Below are 16,637 nucleotides of genomic sequence, written 5' to 3'. Positions count from 1 at the left end.
GTACGCATGCGGCGCGGCGTACCCGCAGCGGCAGGCGCCTCCGCGCCGACCGGCGTGGCGGATTCGGCACCGCCGGACTGCGCGATGGGAGACGGCTGCGCGGCCGCGGCGGGCTGCCCGGCCGCCGGCGTGGAAGTGCCAGGCTGGGCCTGCTCGGACGGCGTCGGCGCCACCGGTGTGCCCGGCGCCCCGGACGCACCCGGCGCTGTTCCGACCGGAGCGGCTTCGGCCTGCGGCGGAGTCGCCGCAACGGCCTGCGAGGGTTGGGCCTGCACGGACTGGGCCTGCACGGGTTGGGCCTGCACAGGTTGGGCCTGCGGAGCAGCGGACTCCTCCGCAGCCGCGGGCGTCGCCGGACTTGCCGGGGTCCCCGCAGCCGCGGGAGCTTCCATGACTCCCGCAGCCCCGGCTGTCCCCTGGGCCGCAACCGCCTCAGGACTCGCCGGTGTCTGCTGCACCGCGTTCGGCTGCGACGGGCCCGATTGCGCGATGTCGCCGGACTGCACCGGCCCCACGGGAGGCGGCGGGATGCGCGGGACGTCCGAACCCGGCGCATCCGCAACCGCGTTCGACCCCGAGGGCGCGGCCTGGCCGGAAGTGGCGGCGTTCGGCGCGGACGGCTGGGCAGCGGGTGACGGACCAACGGGCTGAGCAACCGGCGGCGGCGTCGCCGGAGCCGGGCTCGCGGTGGGGGGCGTCAGGCGCGCGGTGACCTCGGCGATCGGCTGCGCGGGAATCCCCGCCGCCTGAGCCCCCGATGCCGCGTCCCCGGCCGGGGCTTGCGCCGCCTGGTACTGAGCGGAGGCGGGCCCCCGCCCCACCCGGCGCTGACGCCGCGGCGGAAGTGTCGTACGCGGCCCCTGCGCGAGCGGAGCTCCCGCGGACATCGCCTGGACCGGCTGAGACTGCGGCGATCCGGTCGGCTGGTGCGGCAGTTGCACCGCACCGGGCGCCTGCCCTCCGGGTGTCGTGAACGTCACCTCGGCGGAGGCCGGCGCACCGGAGTGATGCGGGTTCGGTTGCTGGGGCGCGGCCGGAACGGGCCCGGAGCCACCCGGCAGTTGGCCGCCGGGAGACCCCGCCGGGACCGCACCGGGGCGTACGCCGGACGCCGGAATGGCGCCACCCTGCGCCCCCGCATGGGCGGCGCCACTGTCCCCGGTCTGCTGCCCGACGACCGGTTCGGCCTGCGGAATCGGGGTCGGCCGGGATTGCGGCCGGGGCTGAGACTGCGGCTGGGCCTGCATCTCGGCCTGCGCCTGAGGGTGCAGTTGGGCCTGCGGCGGTACGGGCTGTCCCTCGGCCCCAACCGGCGTTCCGGCAACCGGCGGTGCCTGCACCGGCGGCACCTGCGCCTGCGCCTGCCCTTGGGCCTGAATCGGCCCCGGTACGTGCGGCTGTGCCTGCCCCGCACCGAACTGCTGTGCCTGTGCGGGCGCGTCAGCCTGGGGAGGCTGGGCCTGCGGCGCGTGGGCCTCCGGCGCGCTCGGCTGCACGGGCGTCAAACCCGACGGCGGCACGGGCGCGGCCGCCGCGGCCGACATGCGGTCCGCGAGGGACCGTACCGGTCCCGAAGTCGGCGAGATCCCCGCCGCATTTCCCGGGGGAACCGCACCGAGCGCCCCGGACGACGCCGGGTCCACCGGCGGCGGTCCACCGAACTGCTGTACGCCCTGCGGCGGTACGGGCTGCCCCGCACCGAACTGCGGTGCCGCGGCGGGCTCCCCCGCCTGCGGCGTCCCGGGCTGCGGCACCCCCGCCAGGTCGGGACCGCCGTACGCCACCTGTCCAGCAGGCGTGTCGAACTGCGGTCCTCCGGCCTGCGGCGGAACAGGTCCGAGCGGCGACGTCGCCCCCTGGACGCCACCGAACTGCGGCGCGCTCGGCGCCTCCCCGCCCGTCGGGACCGGTCCGCCCGCCTGTGCCGCACCCGGCTGCTGCGGCGTCAGCGGCACCTGCGGTACGTGCTGCTGCGCGACATGCGACTGCGATGCCGCATCGTGCGGCGCCGGAACGGCCTGCTGCGGCACGGCACCTTGTTGCGGCACACCAGGTTGCGCCGCCCCGGCCTGCGGCACGCCCGACAGCGGAACATCGGCCTGGGAACCACCAGGCTGCACGAAACCGGGCTGCACGAAACCAGGCTGGGCAACACCGGGCTGCCCGCCCTCGGGCAGCCCGGGCCCGGCCTGCGGAACTCCCGGATGCGGTACGCCCGTCTGCGCGATCCCGGGCTGTGCAACGCCCGCATGACCGACCCCGGGCTGACCGACTCCAGGCTGCCCCACACCCGCCTGCGGAACCCCCGCCTGCGGCAGGCCAGGCTGCGGCACACCGCCCTGGACCATTCCCGCATCCGACGCAACCGCCCCCGGCATCCCCGGCTGCGGCATGACGGACTGCGGCATCACCGGCTGCGGCATCCCCGCCTGCGCCCCCGCCGGCCCGTTCGGGAACCCCTGTCCCCCCACCGGTGCCTGGGCCACGTACTGTCCCGACTCCGGCGACGGGACCTCCGCCCAGCCGCCCTGCGGCCCCGGCATCAACAGCGCGTCGTCGTCGTCCAGATCGTCGAGATCGCCGAGGTCGTCGACGCCGGGGTACGCGTACGCCGGCCCGGGAGTGCCGGGATGCCCCGGCCCACCCGCGATGCCCTGCGGCCCCTGAGCTGAACGAATCTCGTCCGGCTCGCTCATGTCGTCAACACTCCCTCTAGTGCAGCCGTGAAGGCCGTTGTCGTGGCACGGTCCCGTACCGCTATCCGGAGCCAGTCCGGGCCGAGGCCCGGAAAGGTGTCGGCCCGGCGGACCGCGAAGCCCCGCTCGCGCAGGAGTTCGCGGACCGTGAGGCCGTCCTCGACGTGCGCCAGCACGAACGAGGCGCGGGGTTCGACGGGGAGCCGGACCCCGGGTATCGCCCGTAGTCTTTCGACGAGGAACGCCCGATCTGTCGCGAGCGTAACGGCCGACGCGGACGCTTGGGCCAAGGCGTCGGGGCCGCTGCACGCCTCGGCCGCGACGAGCGCGGGGGTCGACACCGACCACAGCGGCTGCGCTTCCGCGCAGCGTCCTACCAGGTCGGAGGGGGCGAGCAGGTAGCCGATGCGGAGGCCTGCCAGGGCCCAGGTCTTGGTGAGGCTGCGGACGACGACGAGGCCTTCGACGTCCCGTCGTTCGGCGAGGCTTTCGGGTTCGCCGGGAGCGGTGTCGGCGAACGCCTCGTCGACGACGAGGACGCGTCCGGGCCGGGCCAGTTCGGCGAGCGTCCCGGCGCTGTGCAGGACGGATGTCGGGTTGGTGGGGTTGCCGATCACCACGAGGTCGGCCTCCTCCGGGATCCGTGCCGGGTCCAGGCCGAAGCCCTCCCGTTCGGTGAGGAGGACCCGACGGACAGTATGCCCGGCCGCCCGCAGCGCGGCCTCCGGTTCGGTGAACTGCGGGTGCACGACCACCGCGTGGCGCGGGTTCAGCGCGCGGGCGAGCAGGACGAACGCCTCCGCGGCGCCCGCGGTGAGCAGCACTTCACCGACCGGGCGGCGGTGCCGGGCCGCGACCGCGGCGCGCGCCGCGGTGGGATCGGGGTATGCGGCGAGGTGCGCGAGGCTTTCGGCGATGCGTTCGGTCAGCCAGGCGGGCGGGGTGGCGCCGCGCACGTTGACCGCGAGGTCGACGAGCCCGGGGGCGACTTCGCGGTCCCCGTGGTGGCGCAGGTCGACGTCGTCCGCGCGGGTGTTCTCACGCGGAGGGTCTGCGGTGGCGTACGCGGGCGCGGACGATGTGTCGGTGGTGGTGCGCATATGCCTTGTGCCCGTGCCCCTGCCCTGCGTCGTGCGGTCCGCCGTCGTGCCGTCGGCGTCCATCATGCTGGTGACTATGCCGTTCCGGGTCGGCGGGGTCGTCGGAATGATCACAACCCTGCCCCCTCTGATCGTTTCACTGACCGATGGCCGCCGTCACGCGGTCGTTCATGTCGGGTTCCCACCAACCCGATGGCGTGCAACGGCAATCGTGCACATAGATGGGTGCCGCCTGCTGCGGGTTTTGGCAATCAACAGCTCGCCGCCGCGTGTTGCGGTGATCGCGGCCGCCTCGGCGACGCTCGGGGTGCCGACGGCGGCGCCCACCGCGGACGACGGATGCGGCACCGCGACCCCGGCGAGCACCTCGGCGGCATAGTCCCGCAGTTCGGCGCCCAGTGCCTCGGCCAGTGCGCGTATCGCGGGTTCGCCGCGCTTCGCGGCCACCGTCGCCACGATCGCCACCGCGTCGGCCGACAGGCCCGCGTCCGCGAGCGCCGCGCGCAGCGTCTCGTCGACTTCCGCGAGCGCCACGCCGCGCGACGCGCCTACGCCGACAGCGAGTCGGGCGTTTCCCGGCAGAACTGGACGTTCCATTACAAGCGCTCGCCCCACAGCACGAACACCGGGTCGTCCGGCACGAGCCGGTGCGCGGGCCCGCTCGTGGGCGCGAGGCGCGAGGATTGCAGCAGGGTGCCGTCCACGGCGTACCCGGCGCCGGTGAGGGCGCCGTGGACCGTGCCGACCGACTCCAGGGCCGGCAGCACCGTCACGACGCGCTCCGGGCGGCGGGCCGCGCAGGCCGCGACGACCTCGGCTCCGCCGCCGCCGACGAACGCGGCGTCCGGGTCCGGCATCCGGGACAACGCCTCGGGTGCGGTGCCGGGCACGACATGGATCTCCACGCCGTAGCGCGCGGCGTTCGCGGAGATGTGCTCGCAGCCGACCGGGTCGCGCTCCACGGCGATCACCGCCGCGCCCTGCCGGGCGATCTCCACCGCGAGCGCGCCGCTGCCCGCGCCGACGTCCCACACCAGGTCGCCCGGCGTGGGCCCGAGCCGGGCGAGCACGACGGCACGCACCTCGGGGCGCAGCGTGGCGGCCCCCGCGCTGTCGTACGCGTCCTCGCCGAGCCCCCAGCCGCGCACCGGGCCGGGGAAGTTCGAGCGCTGCCCGGCGATCCAGCCGGCCGGGGCGGAGGTGACGGGGTTGGGACCGACCACGATGACCACGTTGGGGTCGGACCAGGTGCGGTCGGCCGCCTTGTCGGCGGCCAGCATCGTGACCTCCTCCTGGTCGGTCCCGAGGTTCTCGCACACCACGAAGGTGCGCGGCACGTCACGCAGCATCAGGCCCAGTTCGGCCGGGCCGGAGCCGGGGCCGGTGAGCACCGCGACCTTGCCATAGGCGCGGCACACGTTCACCGCTCGCCGCAGCTCGCGGCCGTGCGCGCTGACCACCTTGGCGTCGTCCCATGGCATGGCGGCGCGGGCGAACGCGTGGGCGACCGAGGACACCGCGGGGACGATCTCCAGTTCGAGTCCGTATTCCGGGCGGCGCAGTATGCGGACGATTCCGAAGAACCCGGGGTCGCCGGACGCCACCACCACCGCGCTGCCGCGGTGCTCGCTGATCCGGCGCGCTGCGACGTGAACGTTGCCCATGACGACGCGCTCGGCGGACTCGGGGACGTCCACCGCGTCCAAGTGCCGGGCACCGCCCGCCACGAGGGTGGCGGAGGCGAGCGCGGTCCGGGCGGGACCGGACAACGGCGCACCGTCGTACCCGATCACCGTCACCCTGTCTGCCATATGCCTACCGTCCCGTTTCCGTGCGTTTTGCCGCGTACCGTCATCCGGTCTCACGGGGCACGACGTGTTCCGGCCGCGCGGGGTTCCCGACACGACCGAGGGCCGATCATGCCGCGCGGCGGCCACGGTACGCATCTCACCCGGCCGTGTCGCGTTCCCGGGCCCGGTGTCGGCCGTGGGTTCCGCGCGGTCGGCGCCGTGCCGGTCATGCACACGGTGCCGCCCCGCGGCACGCCGCGGCGAACCGGCCCGCGAAGCCGGGGGAACCGGCCCAGTGGGTGTGCAGGTACGAGGCGTGCACACGTCCGACCACGAAGCCCTCGCGGACCGGTCCGACCGCCGGGCCCCCGGCCCGGGGACGGGTCGGCGTCGACTGCCAGGCCGCGTGTGCGCCCGCGCCCGGGGCCACCGCCGTCCGGTGGAACTCGTGCCCGCGCACGGCCGTTCCGGCCTCGGCGAGCACCGAGTCGGCGGCGGCCACCGCCTCGCGGTAGCCGAGCGTCAGCCGTTCCGTCATGTGCGCGTCCGCGTCGAGGATTCCGCACATGGGACTGCCGTCGAGGGAACGGGCCAGATAGAGCAGCCCCGCGCACTCGGCGGCGACGGCGCCGCCGGCGCGGGCGAACGCCGCGACGGCGGCGCGCAGCTTCTCGTTGGCAGAAAGGTCGGCCGCGTAGACCTCCGGAAAGCCTCCGCCGATCACCAACCCCGCGGTGTGCTCGGGCAGATCCGCGTCGCGGAGCGGATCGAGGGGCACCACCTCGGCACCTGCGGCGGCGAGCAGCTCGGTGGTCTCGGCGTAGCCGAAGGTGAACGCGGCACCGCCCGCGACGGCGATGCGCGGGCGTGCGCGGCGGGCTTCCGGCGAACTGCCCGTCTCGGTCTCGCGCACCGGATCCCAGGGCTCGGCCGCCAACGGCCCGGCGGCGCGCGCAATGCGCCACAGCGCGTCCAGGTCCACCGCCGCGCCGACCAGTTCCCCGAGGGCGGCGACGGTCGCCACCGCCTCCGCGTGCCGCTCGGCGGCCGGGACCAGGCCGAGGTGCCGCGACGGCTTGGCGATCGCCTCGTACCGGCCGAGCGCGCCCAGGACCGGGATGCCGAGTGGGTCCAGGGATTCGCGCAGGATCGCCTCGTGGCGTTCGGTGCCGACGCGGTTGAGGATCACCCCGGCGACGCGCACGCCCGGTTCGTACGAGGCGAACCCTTGCACGAGCGCGGCGACCGAACGCCCCTGCGACCTGGCGTCGACGACCAGCAGGACGGGCGCCGCGAGGAGCCGGGCGACGTGCGCGGTGGAGGCGAACCCGCCGAGGCCGGCGGCACCGTCGTACAGGCCCATGACGCCTTCGACCACGGCGATGTCCGCACCGCGCGAACCGTGTGCGAACAGCGGGGCGACGCGCTCCTCGCCCACCAGGAACGGGTCGAGGTTGCGGCCCGGCCGTGCACAGGCGAGGGCGTGGTAGCCGGGGTCGATGTAGTCGGGACCGACCTTGTGCGGCGACACGCGCGCGCCGCGGGCGGCGAGGGCGGCCATGAGCCCGGTCGCAATCGTGGTCTTGCCCTGGCCCGACGCCGGCGCGGCGATGACGACGCGCGGCGTCGGCGCACTCACCACTCGATGCCCTTCTGGCCCTTCTGCCCGGCGTCCATGGGGTGCTTGACCTTGGTCATCTCGGTCACGAGGTCGGCGTGCGCGAGCAGGTCAGGATGCGCGTCGCGCCCGGTGACGACCACGTGCTGGCGCCCCGGGCGCGAGGCGAGCGCGTCGATAACGTCGGCGACGTCGACCCAACCCCATTTGATCGGGTACGTGAACTCGTCCAGCACGTAAAGCCGGTAGGTCTCGGCGGCCAGGTCGCGCCGGATCTGCGCCCATCCCTCGGCGGCGTCGGCGGCATGGTCGGCCTCGGTGCCGGGGCGCCGTGTCCAGGACCAGCCCTCGCCCATCTTGTGCCACGTGACGGGGCCGCCCTCGCCGGTCTCGTCGTGCACGCGCCCGAGGGTCCGCAGCACGCTCTCCTCGCCGACACGCCACTTGGCCGACTTCACGAACTGGAACACCCCGATGGGCCACCCCTGGTTCCAGGCCCGCAGCGCGAGGCCGAAGGCCGCGGTGGACTTGCCCTTTCCCGCGCCGGTGTGGACGACGACGAGAGGGCGGTCGCGTCGCTGACGTGTGGTCAGGCCGTCGTCCGGGACATGGTCGGGCTTGCCTTGCGGCATGGTCGTCTCCTCGCGTTCGGGCTGGGGCGGGGTAGGGCGGGTGCGTTTCCGGGAGGTTGTCCCCCTAGACGCGTCGTTCTCGACCGGCTCTGGTGATCGCCTCACCATCGACTCGCTCGCGCACGTGAACTCGCGCTTGCCGGCGGTTCGCGGCGCGTCGGCGGCGGTGGCCGGTCAGACGGCGGTGCGGAAGTCGCGTACGAGTCCGGCCAGGCCGTCGGCGGCAAGTTCGCCGAGGCCCAGCACGGGGCCGCCGAGGTCGGCGGCGAGTCGTGCGGCGAGACCGAGGCGCACCGGGCCGCTCTCGCAGTCGACCACCACCGACGCCGTGCCCGACGCGGCCAACAACCCGGCGGCGCGCCGCGCTTCGCCGAGCGCGTCGCGGCCGTGCGTCGCGCGCCCGTCCGTCACCACGACGACAAGCGGACGTCTCCGGGGGTCGCGCAAGCGCTCGACGCGCAACGCCTCGTGCGCGCGCAGCAGCCCGGCCGCGAGCGGCGTACGCCCGCCCGTCGGCAGCGCGGCCAGCCGCGCCGCGCCCGCCTCGACCGACGACGTGGGCGGCAACGCGAGTTCGGCGCCGGATCCCCGGAAGGTCACCAGCCCCACCTTGTCGCGCCGCTGGTACGCGTCCAGCAACAGTGAGAGCACCGCACCCTTTACTGCGCGCATGCGCGCGCGGGCGGCCATCGAGCCGGACGCGTCCACGACGAAGAGCACGAGATTGCCTTCACGGCCCTCGCGGACCGCCTCGCGCAGGTCGTCGCGCCGCACGACGAGCCCCGGGCCGCGTCGCCCGCGCGCGATCTGGTGCGGCGCGGCGGCGCGTACGGTGCCCGCCAGGTGCAGGTGCCCCGCGCGGGCCCCCGTTGGCCGGCGCTCCCTGGTCGTACGGCCGGTCCCGGTCTCGGCGCGCGACCGCCGGCCCGCCGCGCCGTGGCCGAGGCCGGGCACGGCGATGAGCCGGGCACGGTAGGGCTCGGCCGCGGCTACGGCCGGCTGCTCGGCGGCGGCTGCGGATTCCGGGGCGGAGCGCGGGTGTTCGGTTGGCGGTGGTGTCACGTCGAGCGGGGCCGTGGAGGTGGCGTCCGCGCCTGCGCCGGAATCAGGCCGCGGGGCCGGCGGCGCTCCCCCGCCCCCCGGCCCCCCGTCGGGACCCGGTCCGTCGGGCCCGCCGTCCGGGTCGGGGTCGGGATCGGGGTCGGGGTCGGTGTCCGGATTCCGGCCCGCATCGGCGTCCGGCCCAGGGCCGTCGCCCGGCCTGTCCGACCCCTCAACCTCCCCCGGCTCCTCCGACAGCGCCTCGTCCAACCTGTCCTCGTCAAGACCCGGCGCGTCGAAGGGATTTCGGCGCCGCCGGTGCGGCAGTGCCAGCCGCGCCGCCTGCCGGACGTCACCTGCCCCGACCTCCGTACGCCCGTCCCACGCGGCCAGCGCCATCGCCGTCCGGGCCGTGACCAGGTCGGCTCGCAGCCCGTCGACCTCGAAGGCCGCGCACACGCGCGCGATCCGCTCAAGTTCCGCGTCCGGCAACACGACGTCCGGCAGCAGCGCCCGCGCGCTCCTGATGCGCTCCGCGAGCGCCGCGTCTTCGTGCTCCCATCCGCGTGCGAAACCCTCCGGGTCGGCCTCGTACCGCAGCCTGCGCCGCACCACCTCGGCCCGTTCGCGCGGCTCGCGGCTCGCGGCGACCTCCACCGTGAGACCGAAGCGGTCGAGCAACTGCGGCCGCAGTTCCCCCTCTTCCGGGTTCATCGTGCCGACGAGGATGAACCGCGCGGCGTGCCGCACCGAGACGCCCTCGCGCTCCACATGCGCGGTGCCCATCGCCGCCGCGTCGAGGAGCAGGTCCACCAGGTGGTCGTGCAGCAGGTTGACCTCGTCCACGTACAGCAGCCCCCGGTGGGCTGCGGCGAGCAGTCCTGGTTCGTACGCCTTGACTCCCTCGGCCAGCGCGCGCTCCAGGTCGAGGGATCCGACGAGGCGGTCCTCGGAGGCGCCGACCGGGAGTTCGACCAGTCGGGCCCGGCGCACCTCGCCCGGCCCGTCCTGGTCGTGCGGGCCGTCGGGGCAGGCGGTGTCGGGGGCCGCGGGGTCGCAGGCGAAGCGGCAGCCGGACACCGTGGCGGTGTCCGGTAGCAGCGCCGCGAGCGCCCGTACGACGGTCGACTTCGCGGTCCCCTTCTCCCCGCGCACCAGCACGCCGCCGACGCCGGGCGACACGGCGTTGAGCAGGAGGGCGAGGCGCAGGTCGGCGAGTCCGACGACGGCGGAGAACGGGTACCCGGCGGTCACCGGCGAACCGCCAGGCTCCGGGAACGGCACGGTATGCGCGGCGACATGGGCTGTCGGCCTCCCTCGGGTGTCCACGCCCTGGTAGGTGGCGGGCCCGCGGCACGGGCCCGGACAGCCGGAAGTGTCTGGCTCCCGGAGGGCTCATGCCCCGCACGCGGACGCGTCGAACGAGTCGGCGCGCCGGTCGGGCCTGGCCTTCCGGTCACAGTGGCGGGACCGCTCCGGTGTCGCACCGGATTCCTTCCCTGCTGTCGGGCGACAGCCTCTCACACGCCCCCGCGCCTGATCCGACCCCGCCCGCCGCGATGGCAGACTGCCCCCATGGAAGACCCCGGCCTCGTCCCCGACTACGCTCCCGACGTCCTCGGCGCCCCCTACGAGAGCGCGACGCTCCGCCTCCGCGACGACGCCGAAGGCGAGGCCGTCGCGACCCTGGTCCGGCGGCGCGCGGACGTTCCGACCCGGCGCGCGGTGCTGTACGTCCACGGGTTCAACGACTACTTCTTCCAGACCCACCTGGCCGACCGGTTCACCGCGCTCGGCTTCGACTTCTACGCCCTCGACCTGCGCTCGTACGGCCGCTCGATCCGCCCGCACCGCCGCACCAACTACATCGACGACCTCGGCCGCTACGCCGAGGAACTGGACCTGGCCGCGCAGATCGTGCGCGACACCGAGGGCCACGACACGCTGCTGGTGAACGGCCATTCGACCGGCGGCCTGATCGCGGCCCTGTGGGCGCACCACCGCGCCGGGCGCGGGATTGTCGACGGGCTGTTCCTGAACAGCGCGTTCCTCGACCTGAACGCCCCGCTCGTGGCGCGGACCGTGGGCGTGCGCGCCGTGCACGCGGCGCGCCACTACGTCTCGCAGCGCCCCCTGCCCGGCGGTCTCGGCGGCGGCTACGGCCAGAGCCTGCACGCCGGGCACCACGGCGAGTGGGAGTTCGACCCGACGTGGAAGGCCATCGAGGGCATCGCGCCGTACGCGGGCTGGGTGGCCGCCGTGCACCGCGGCCACCGCGCCGTCGCGCGCGGACTCGCCGTCGACTGCCCGGTGTTGGCGATGTCGTCGACCGCCAGCGTGGACGGGCGCGTGTGGCACGAAGGGCTGCACACCGCCGACGCGGTGTTGAACGCGGACCGCATCGCGCTGCTGGCGCCGCGCATCGGGCCGCACGTCACCATCGTGCGCGTGCCCGGCGGCATGCACGATCTGACGCTCTCGGGCCCCGAGGTGCGCGCCCGAGTGTTCGACGAACTGGCGCGCTGGATCGGCGCGTACGTACCGTCCGCAACGTCGGCACATGGCGCGCGAAGCCTGTCACCGGATCGGGTTAACAGGTGACGGCGAGTACACAAAATCCGTTCTACCTGCGGCGATTCCCGGTGCTGGACTGTTAGCATCGCCGCGTGGGGGCTCACGAGGTCGCGAACACCGGTTACGCGCGGGCGGTACGCGTCTACGAACGGGCGCGCCCTTCCTACCCGTTGCCGGTCCTGGCCGAGCTCACCGACGCCCTCGGGCTGGGCGCCGGCCGCACCGTGGTCGAACTGGGCGCCGGCACCGGCCTGTTCACCCGCCTGCTGATGCTCACCGGCGCACGCGTGGTCGCGGTCGAACCGGTCGCGGCGATGCGCGGGCGCCTCGTGGAACTGCTGCCCTCGGTGACCGTCGCGGACGGAACGGCCGAGCACACGGGCGTGGCCGCCGGTTCCGCGCACGCGGTGATCGCGGCGCAGGCATGGCACTGGTTCGACGCGCAGGCCGCCCCCGCGGAGGTCGAACGGGTGCTGGCCCCGGGCGGCGGGCTCGGGCTGGTGTGGAACACGTACGACGACACGGTCCCGTGGGTGCGCGACTACCAGGACATCTACTTCCGGCGCGCGCCCGCCGACCTGCCGTCCCACCAGGACGGCACGTGGCGCAAAGTCCTTGAGTCCCGGCCGGGTTGGAGCGGCATCAGGGAGCGGCACTTCCCCAACCCGCACAGCATGTCGCGGGACGGCGTGATCGACCGCATGCTGTCGAGCAGCCACATCGCCTGCCTCGACGCCGCCGAACAGGCCCGCGTGCGCCGCGAGGTCGAAGACGTGCTGGACGGCCACCCGGAGACGCGCGGCCGTGACACCGTCGAACTGCCGTACGTGACAGACCTGTACTGGACCGTCCGCGCCAACTGAGCGGCCCGCTCCGGTTCCGCCCGACGCGGCTCGACCGGCCCGACCCGCCGAGTCCGGCTCAACCCGCGGCGACCGGAGCCGGCGGACGGCGCATCTCGACGTGCGGGATGCCGTCCTCCAAATACGTCTCGCCCGCGCGCCGGAAGCCGAACCGGCCGTACCAGTCCTCCAGCGGCTCCTGCGCGTCCAGGATGCACGGCGCGTCGCCGACCAGTTCGAGGGCGTGCTCCATCAGGCGCACCGCCGCGCCGGAGCCGCGCTCGGCCTTCGCCGCGCAGAGCCGGCCGATGCGCGCGGTGCCGTCGACGTCCCGCAGCAGGCGCAGAGTCGCGGCGATCTCGCCGCCGCGTTCGAGCCACAACTGCCGTGCGCCCGGCTCCAGGTCGCGGCCGTCGAGATCGGGGTACGGGCACTGCTGCTCGACGACGAAGACGTCCACGCGCAGACGCAGCAGCCGGTACAGCACCATGACGTCGAGGTCGAGGGTCCGGGCGCTGCGGAACTCCAGATCGCTCACGCGGTCCACGGTACGCTTTCCGGCCCCGCGAACGGCCCGGCCGGGCCCGTGTGTCGGGACCCGGCCGGGTGAACTCGCCGCGCGACCGCGGCATCGGTGCGATCCGGGCTTCGTTCGCCCGGCCGTCCGGTCAGAACGCGGCGAGCACCGAGCCCTGGTAGTTGTCCTCGATGTACTTCTTGACCTCGGGCGAGTTGAGGATCTTCTTCAGTTTCTGCACGTTCTCGTCGTTCTCGTGGCCCTGCTTGACCACGAGGACGTTGGCGTACGGGTTGCCGTCCGCCTTCTCCAGCACGAGTGCCTGCTTGGCCGGAAGGTTCGCCTGGAGCGCGTAGTTGCCGTTGATCACCGAGGCGTCGACGTCGTCCAGCGTGCGCGGCAGTTGCTCGGCGTCCAGCGCCTTGAACCTGAGGTTCTTGGGATTCCCGACGACGTCCTTCTCGGTGGCGTTGACGCCGACGCCGTCCTTGAGCGTGATCAGCCCGTTGTCGGCGAGCAGCTTGAGGGCGCGGCCGCCGTTGGTGGCGTCGTTCGGGAAGGAGATGGTCGCGCCGTCCTTGATGTCGGCGACGGACTTGTCCTTCTTGGAGTACAGGCCGAGCGGTTCGAGGTGGACCGGCGTCACCGGGACGAGGTCCTTCTTGTTCTCCGAGTTGTACTTGTCCAGGTACGGCTTGTGCTGGAAGAAGTTGGCGCCCACGCTGCCGTCGTCCAGCGCCGGGTTCTGGAGCGAGTAGTCGTCGAAGACCTGGACGTCGAGCTTGAGGCCCTCCTTGTCCGCCAGGTTCTTCTTGACGTATTCGAGGATCTGCGCGTGCGGTACCGCGGAGGCACCCACCTTGAGCGTGCCGGTCCCGGAGGACGAGGAGTCGTCGTCGCTGCCGCAGGCCGCGAGGCCCAGGGCGAGGGTTCCGACGGCCGCGAGAGATATGAGCTTGCGCACGAAGAGTGCCTTCCTACTGTGGGTGGGTGGTTCTCAGCGGTGGCTCAGCCGGCGCGACACGAAGTCGCCGACCAACTGGACCGCCTGCACGATGACGATCAGGACGACGACGGTCACGAGCATCGTCCGGTCGTCGAAGTTCTTGTAGCCGTAGCGGATCGCCAGGTCCCCGAGGCCGCCGGCGCCGATCACGCCGGCCATCGCGGAGTACCCGATGACCGCGATCACGGTGACGGTGAAGCCGGAGACCAGGGACGGCAGGGCCTCGCGTACCAGCACTTTGCGCACGATCGCGGCCACCGACGCGCCCATCGCCTGAGCGGCCTCGACCAGGCCGCGGTCGACCTCGCGCACCGAGGTCTCGACGAGCCGCGCGAAGAACGGGATGGCGCCGACGGTCAGCGGCACCACCATCGCGTCCGTGCCGATCGCGGTGGCCTGCCCGAACAGGCCCATCACCCAGCGCGTGAACGGGATCAGCGCGACGAGGAGGATCAGGAACGGGAAGGACCGGCCGACGTTGACGACGAAGCCGAGCACCTTGTTCACCGGCGGGACGGCCAGCAGCCCGCCCTTGTCGGTGAGCACCAGCAGCACGCCGAGCGGCAGTCCGACCAGGACGGTGAACAACATCGTCCAGCCGACCATCGAGAACGTCTCCTGGGTCGCCGTCCACAGCAGCGGGCGCAGTTCGTCCCAGGACATGTCAGGCCTCCTTGGCCAGGCCCGGGGCGGCGGCGGCCACGTCGGACGCATCGGATGCATCGGTCAGGTCGGTCGCGCGCGCGGTGAGCTGTGCCCCGATCACCGGGGGCGCGGCCGGCGCGTCGAAGGCCGCGTCCGGGTGGTCGCCCAGGACGTCCACCTGGAGCCCCTGCTCGCGCAGGTAGCCGATCGGGACGACGTTCTGCTCGAACGGGCCGTCCAAGGCGATGCGCATGCGCCCCACCTGCCGTCCGCCGACGGTCTCCACGGCCGCGCCGAGGATGTTGACGTCGACGTTGTACGTGCGGGCCAGCGTCGACACGAACGGGTGGGCGGTCTCCTCGCCCCGGAAGGTGATGTCGACCACCGTCGCGCCCTTGCCGTCGACCGGGACGCCGAGCGGGAACATGTCCCGGGCCAGCCGCGAGTCGGGGCGGGTCAGCAGGTCCGCGACGGTGCCGGACTCCACGACGCACCCGTCCTCCATGAGCGCGGCGGAGTCGCAGATGCTCTTGACGACGTCCATCTCGTGGGTGATCAGCAGGATCGTCAGGCCGAGCGACGTGCGCAGATCCCGCAGCAGGCCGAGGATCGACCGCGTGGTCTCCGGGTCGAGGGCCGAGGTCGCCTCGTCGCACAGCAGCACGCGCGGGTCGTTGGCCAGCGCGCGGGCGATCCCGACGCGCTGCTTCTGTCCGCCGGACAGTTGCGCCGGGTACGCCTTGGCGTGTGCCGACAGGCCGACCAGGTCCAGCAGTTCGGCGACCTTGCGCCCGCGCTCGGCGCGGCCGACACCCGCGATCTCCAGCGGAACGGCCACGTTGCCCGCCACGTCGCGGCTGCTGAGCAGGTTGAAGTGCTGGAAGATCATGCCGATGCGCAGGCGCTCGGCACGCAGTTCGCGGGACGGGAGCGCGGTCAGTTCGCGGCCGCCCACCTCGACGGTCCCCGAGGTGGGGCGCTCCAGGAGGTTCACGCAGCGGATCAGCGTGCTCTTGCCGGCTCCACTGCGTCCCAGGACCCCGAAGATCTCGCCTTCGGCCACGTCCAGGTCGACGTGGTCGAGGGCGGTCACCTCGCGATCTCGGGTGCGGAAGACCTTGGTCAGGGCGTGGGTACGGATCACCGTGGGTTCCAGGTTGCTCGGGGACCACCGCCGCAGCGGGCAGGACGCAGCCCGACGGATCGTCGGCGGCGAGCATGGTCAGAGGCTGGTGGTTCGGGTCGAACGGGGATGAACCGGGGCGCCGCCGGTCGGCGGGGCGCTCATCCGGTCGCCGGGCTCAGGGCCTCAGCAGCCGCGCATTCGACACATTCGGCACATACAGCGGGGAGCCGTGGCGATTGCCCCGACTGCGCGCATGTGTGCCGTGATGAACATGCCAAGGATTAAATCAGACCAACCGCGACGATGGGAAATCTCCTCGGCCGCGATCGGATGCGAAAAGCCCCGACGACCATGACTTCGCAGGTCGCCGGGGCTTTTTCGAGTTGTTTCCAAGGCGTGAACGAGGGACTTCACCCTTGGGCCGGTGCGGCGATCGGGCCCTGCGGTCGGCTCGGGCCGACCGCGTGAAACCGGTCACGCACTACCGGTCACGCTTGCCGGCTCATGATCGCCGGCTCATGGTTGCCGGACGCTTACCGGACATGCCGGCCGGTCTCGCCTGCGGGTCACGCGGCGAGAGACGTGGCCTTGGTGAGGTAGACCAGGCTCAGGCGCGGGCCGACCCGTTCGACGCGGGCTTCCGCGTACCCCAGCCGCGCGTACAGGCGCAGGTTGTCCTCGCTGCGGTGTCCGGTGAACAGCTCGAAGGACTCCGCGTGCGCGAGCTTGTCCTCGACCGCGTTGAGGAGACGCGTGCCGAGGCCGTGGCCCTGGAGGCGGGGGTGCACGATCAGGCGGCCGATGCGGGCCACCCCGTCCTCGACGACGCCGCGGACCGAGCCCACGACCTCGTCCCCGAGGCGCGCCACCAGCACGGTGTGCGTCTCGAACTCGTCCCTGAGGCTGTCGAGGGACTGGGTCAGAGGCGCGATGCCGTAGTCGTTGTAGAGGGCCGCTTCGCCCTGGTAGCAGAGGTACTGCAACTTCAGGATCTGCTCGGCATCGGATACGTCGGCCGTATCGATGCGTACGTTCTGCCCCATCCGGTAC

The 16,637-nt window shown here is 73.5% G+C and carries 14 protein-coding genes and 1 riboswitch; of the genes, 3 read left to right on the top strand and 11 right to left on the bottom strand.

What is annotated here, in order from left to right; all coding sequences use genetic code 11:
* Nucleotides 1-1,139 precede the first annotated feature (1,139 nt).
* The gene (locus tag ACRX5S_RS02205) at nt 1,140-2,672 is read left to right on the top strand and encodes a hypothetical protein (protein ID WP_436770946.1); all 1,533 of its coding nucleotides are present in this window, start codon (nt 1,140-1,142) and stop codon (nt 2,670-2,672) included.
* Nucleotides 2,673-2,692: 20 nt separating this feature from the next.
* Here ACRX5S_RS02205 and cobC read toward each other — a convergent pair whose 3' ends face one another.
* The 6 genes from cobC to ACRX5S_RS02175 form a co-directional block, all read right to left on the bottom strand.
* On the bottom strand, nt 2,693-3,796 hold the full coding sequence (cobC, locus tag ACRX5S_RS02200; RefSeq protein ID WP_436771145.1) for an Rv2231c family pyridoxal phosphate-dependent protein CobC: 1,104 nt from the start codon (nt 3,794-3,796) through the stop codon (nt 2,693-2,695).
* A gap of 168 nt (nt 3,797-3,964) precedes the next feature.
* A complete protein-coding gene (locus tag ACRX5S_RS02195) occupies nt 3,965-4,393 on the bottom strand; it encodes a cobalamin biosynthesis protein (RefSeq protein WP_436770945.1) in 429 nt (142 codons plus the stop codon).
* Nucleotides 4,393-5,607: a precorrin-6y C5,15-methyltransferase (decarboxylating) subunit CbiE gene (gene cbiE, locus ACRX5S_RS02190; protein WP_436770944.1), complete on the bottom strand. Its 1,215-nt coding sequence runs from the start codon at nt 5,605-5,607 to the stop codon at nt 4,393-4,395. The genes ACRX5S_RS02195 and cbiE overlap by 1 nt, the downstream gene beginning before the upstream one ends.
* 205 nt (nt 5,608-5,812) lie before the next feature.
* A complete protein-coding gene (locus tag ACRX5S_RS02185; RefSeq protein ID WP_436770943.1) occupies nt 5,813-7,228 on the bottom strand; it encodes a cobyrinate a,c-diamide synthase in 1,416 nt (471 codons plus the stop codon).
* The gene (cobO, locus tag ACRX5S_RS02180; protein WP_436770942.1) at nt 7,222-7,836 is read right to left on the bottom strand and encodes a cob(I)yrinic acid a,c-diamide adenosyltransferase; all 615 of its coding nucleotides are present in this window, start codon (nt 7,834-7,836) and stop codon (nt 7,222-7,224) included. The genes ACRX5S_RS02185 and cobO overlap by 7 nt, the downstream gene beginning before the upstream one ends.
* Nucleotides 7,837-8,010: 174 nt before the next feature.
* Nucleotides 8,011-10,131 (bottom strand): putative cobaltochelatase, encoded by a 2,121-nt coding sequence (locus tag ACRX5S_RS02175; protein WP_436770941.1) that lies wholly within the window; start codon nt 10,129-10,131, stop codon nt 8,011-8,013.
* A 119-nt stretch (nt 10,132-10,250) separates the two neighbouring features.
* Nucleotides 10,251-10,374: riboswitch (cobalamin riboswitch) on the bottom strand.
* Between the two features lie 78 nt (nt 10,375-10,452).
* On the opposite strand from ACRX5S_RS02175, the gene ACRX5S_RS02170 reads away from it, so the two are divergent.
* Nucleotides 10,453-11,478, top strand: coding sequence for an alpha/beta hydrolase (locus ACRX5S_RS02170; protein WP_436770940.1), 1,026 nt, complete (start codon nt 10,453-10,455; stop codon nt 11,476-11,478).
* 65 nt (nt 11,479-11,543) lie between these two features.
* Nucleotides 11,544-12,314 carry a class I SAM-dependent methyltransferase gene (locus ACRX5S_RS02165; protein WP_436770939.1) on the top strand — a complete coding sequence of 257 codons (771 nt, stop codon included), beginning with the start codon at nt 11,544-11,546 and terminating at the stop codon, nt 12,312-12,314.
* Nucleotides 12,315-12,372: 58 nt separating this feature from the next.
* Here the strand turns inward: ACRX5S_RS02165 and ACRX5S_RS02160 are convergent, their stop codons facing one another.
* From ACRX5S_RS02160 to ACRX5S_RS02140, 5 genes are all read right to left on the bottom strand, one after another.
* Nucleotides 12,373-12,831 (bottom strand): GNAT family N-acetyltransferase, encoded by a 459-nt coding sequence (locus tag ACRX5S_RS02160; protein WP_436770938.1) that lies wholly within the window; start codon nt 12,829-12,831, stop codon nt 12,373-12,375.
* 130 nt (nt 12,832-12,961) lie between these two features.
* Complete coding sequence (locus tag ACRX5S_RS02155; RefSeq protein WP_436770937.1) at nt 12,962-13,774, bottom strand: MetQ/NlpA family ABC transporter substrate-binding protein; 813 nt, start codon at nt 13,772-13,774, stop codon at nt 12,962-12,964.
* A 33-nt stretch (nt 13,775-13,807) separates the two neighbouring features.
* A complete protein-coding gene (locus ACRX5S_RS02150; protein ID WP_436770936.1) occupies nt 13,808-14,479 on the bottom strand; it encodes a methionine ABC transporter permease in 672 nt (223 codons plus the stop codon).
* A 1-nt stretch (nt 14,480) separates the two neighbouring features.
* Nucleotides 14,481-15,605: a methionine ABC transporter ATP-binding protein gene (locus ACRX5S_RS02145; protein ID WP_436770935.1), complete on the bottom strand. Its 1,125-nt coding sequence runs from the start codon at nt 15,603-15,605 to the stop codon at nt 14,481-14,483.
* Nucleotides 15,606-16,153: 548 nt separating this feature from the next.
* On the bottom strand, nt 16,154-16,630 hold the full coding sequence (locus ACRX5S_RS02140) for a GNAT family N-acetyltransferase (RefSeq protein WP_436771144.1): 477 nt from the start codon (nt 16,628-16,630) through the stop codon (nt 16,154-16,156).
* Nucleotides 16,631-16,637 lie beyond the last annotated feature (7 nt).

The sequence above is a fragment of the Yinghuangia sp. YIM S09857 genome, from assembly GCF_051388915.1.
Lineage (GTDB): Bacteria > Actinomycetota > Actinomycetes > Streptomycetales > Streptomycetaceae > Yinghuangia.
This window is presented reverse-complemented; position numbering and strand designations above follow the sequence as displayed.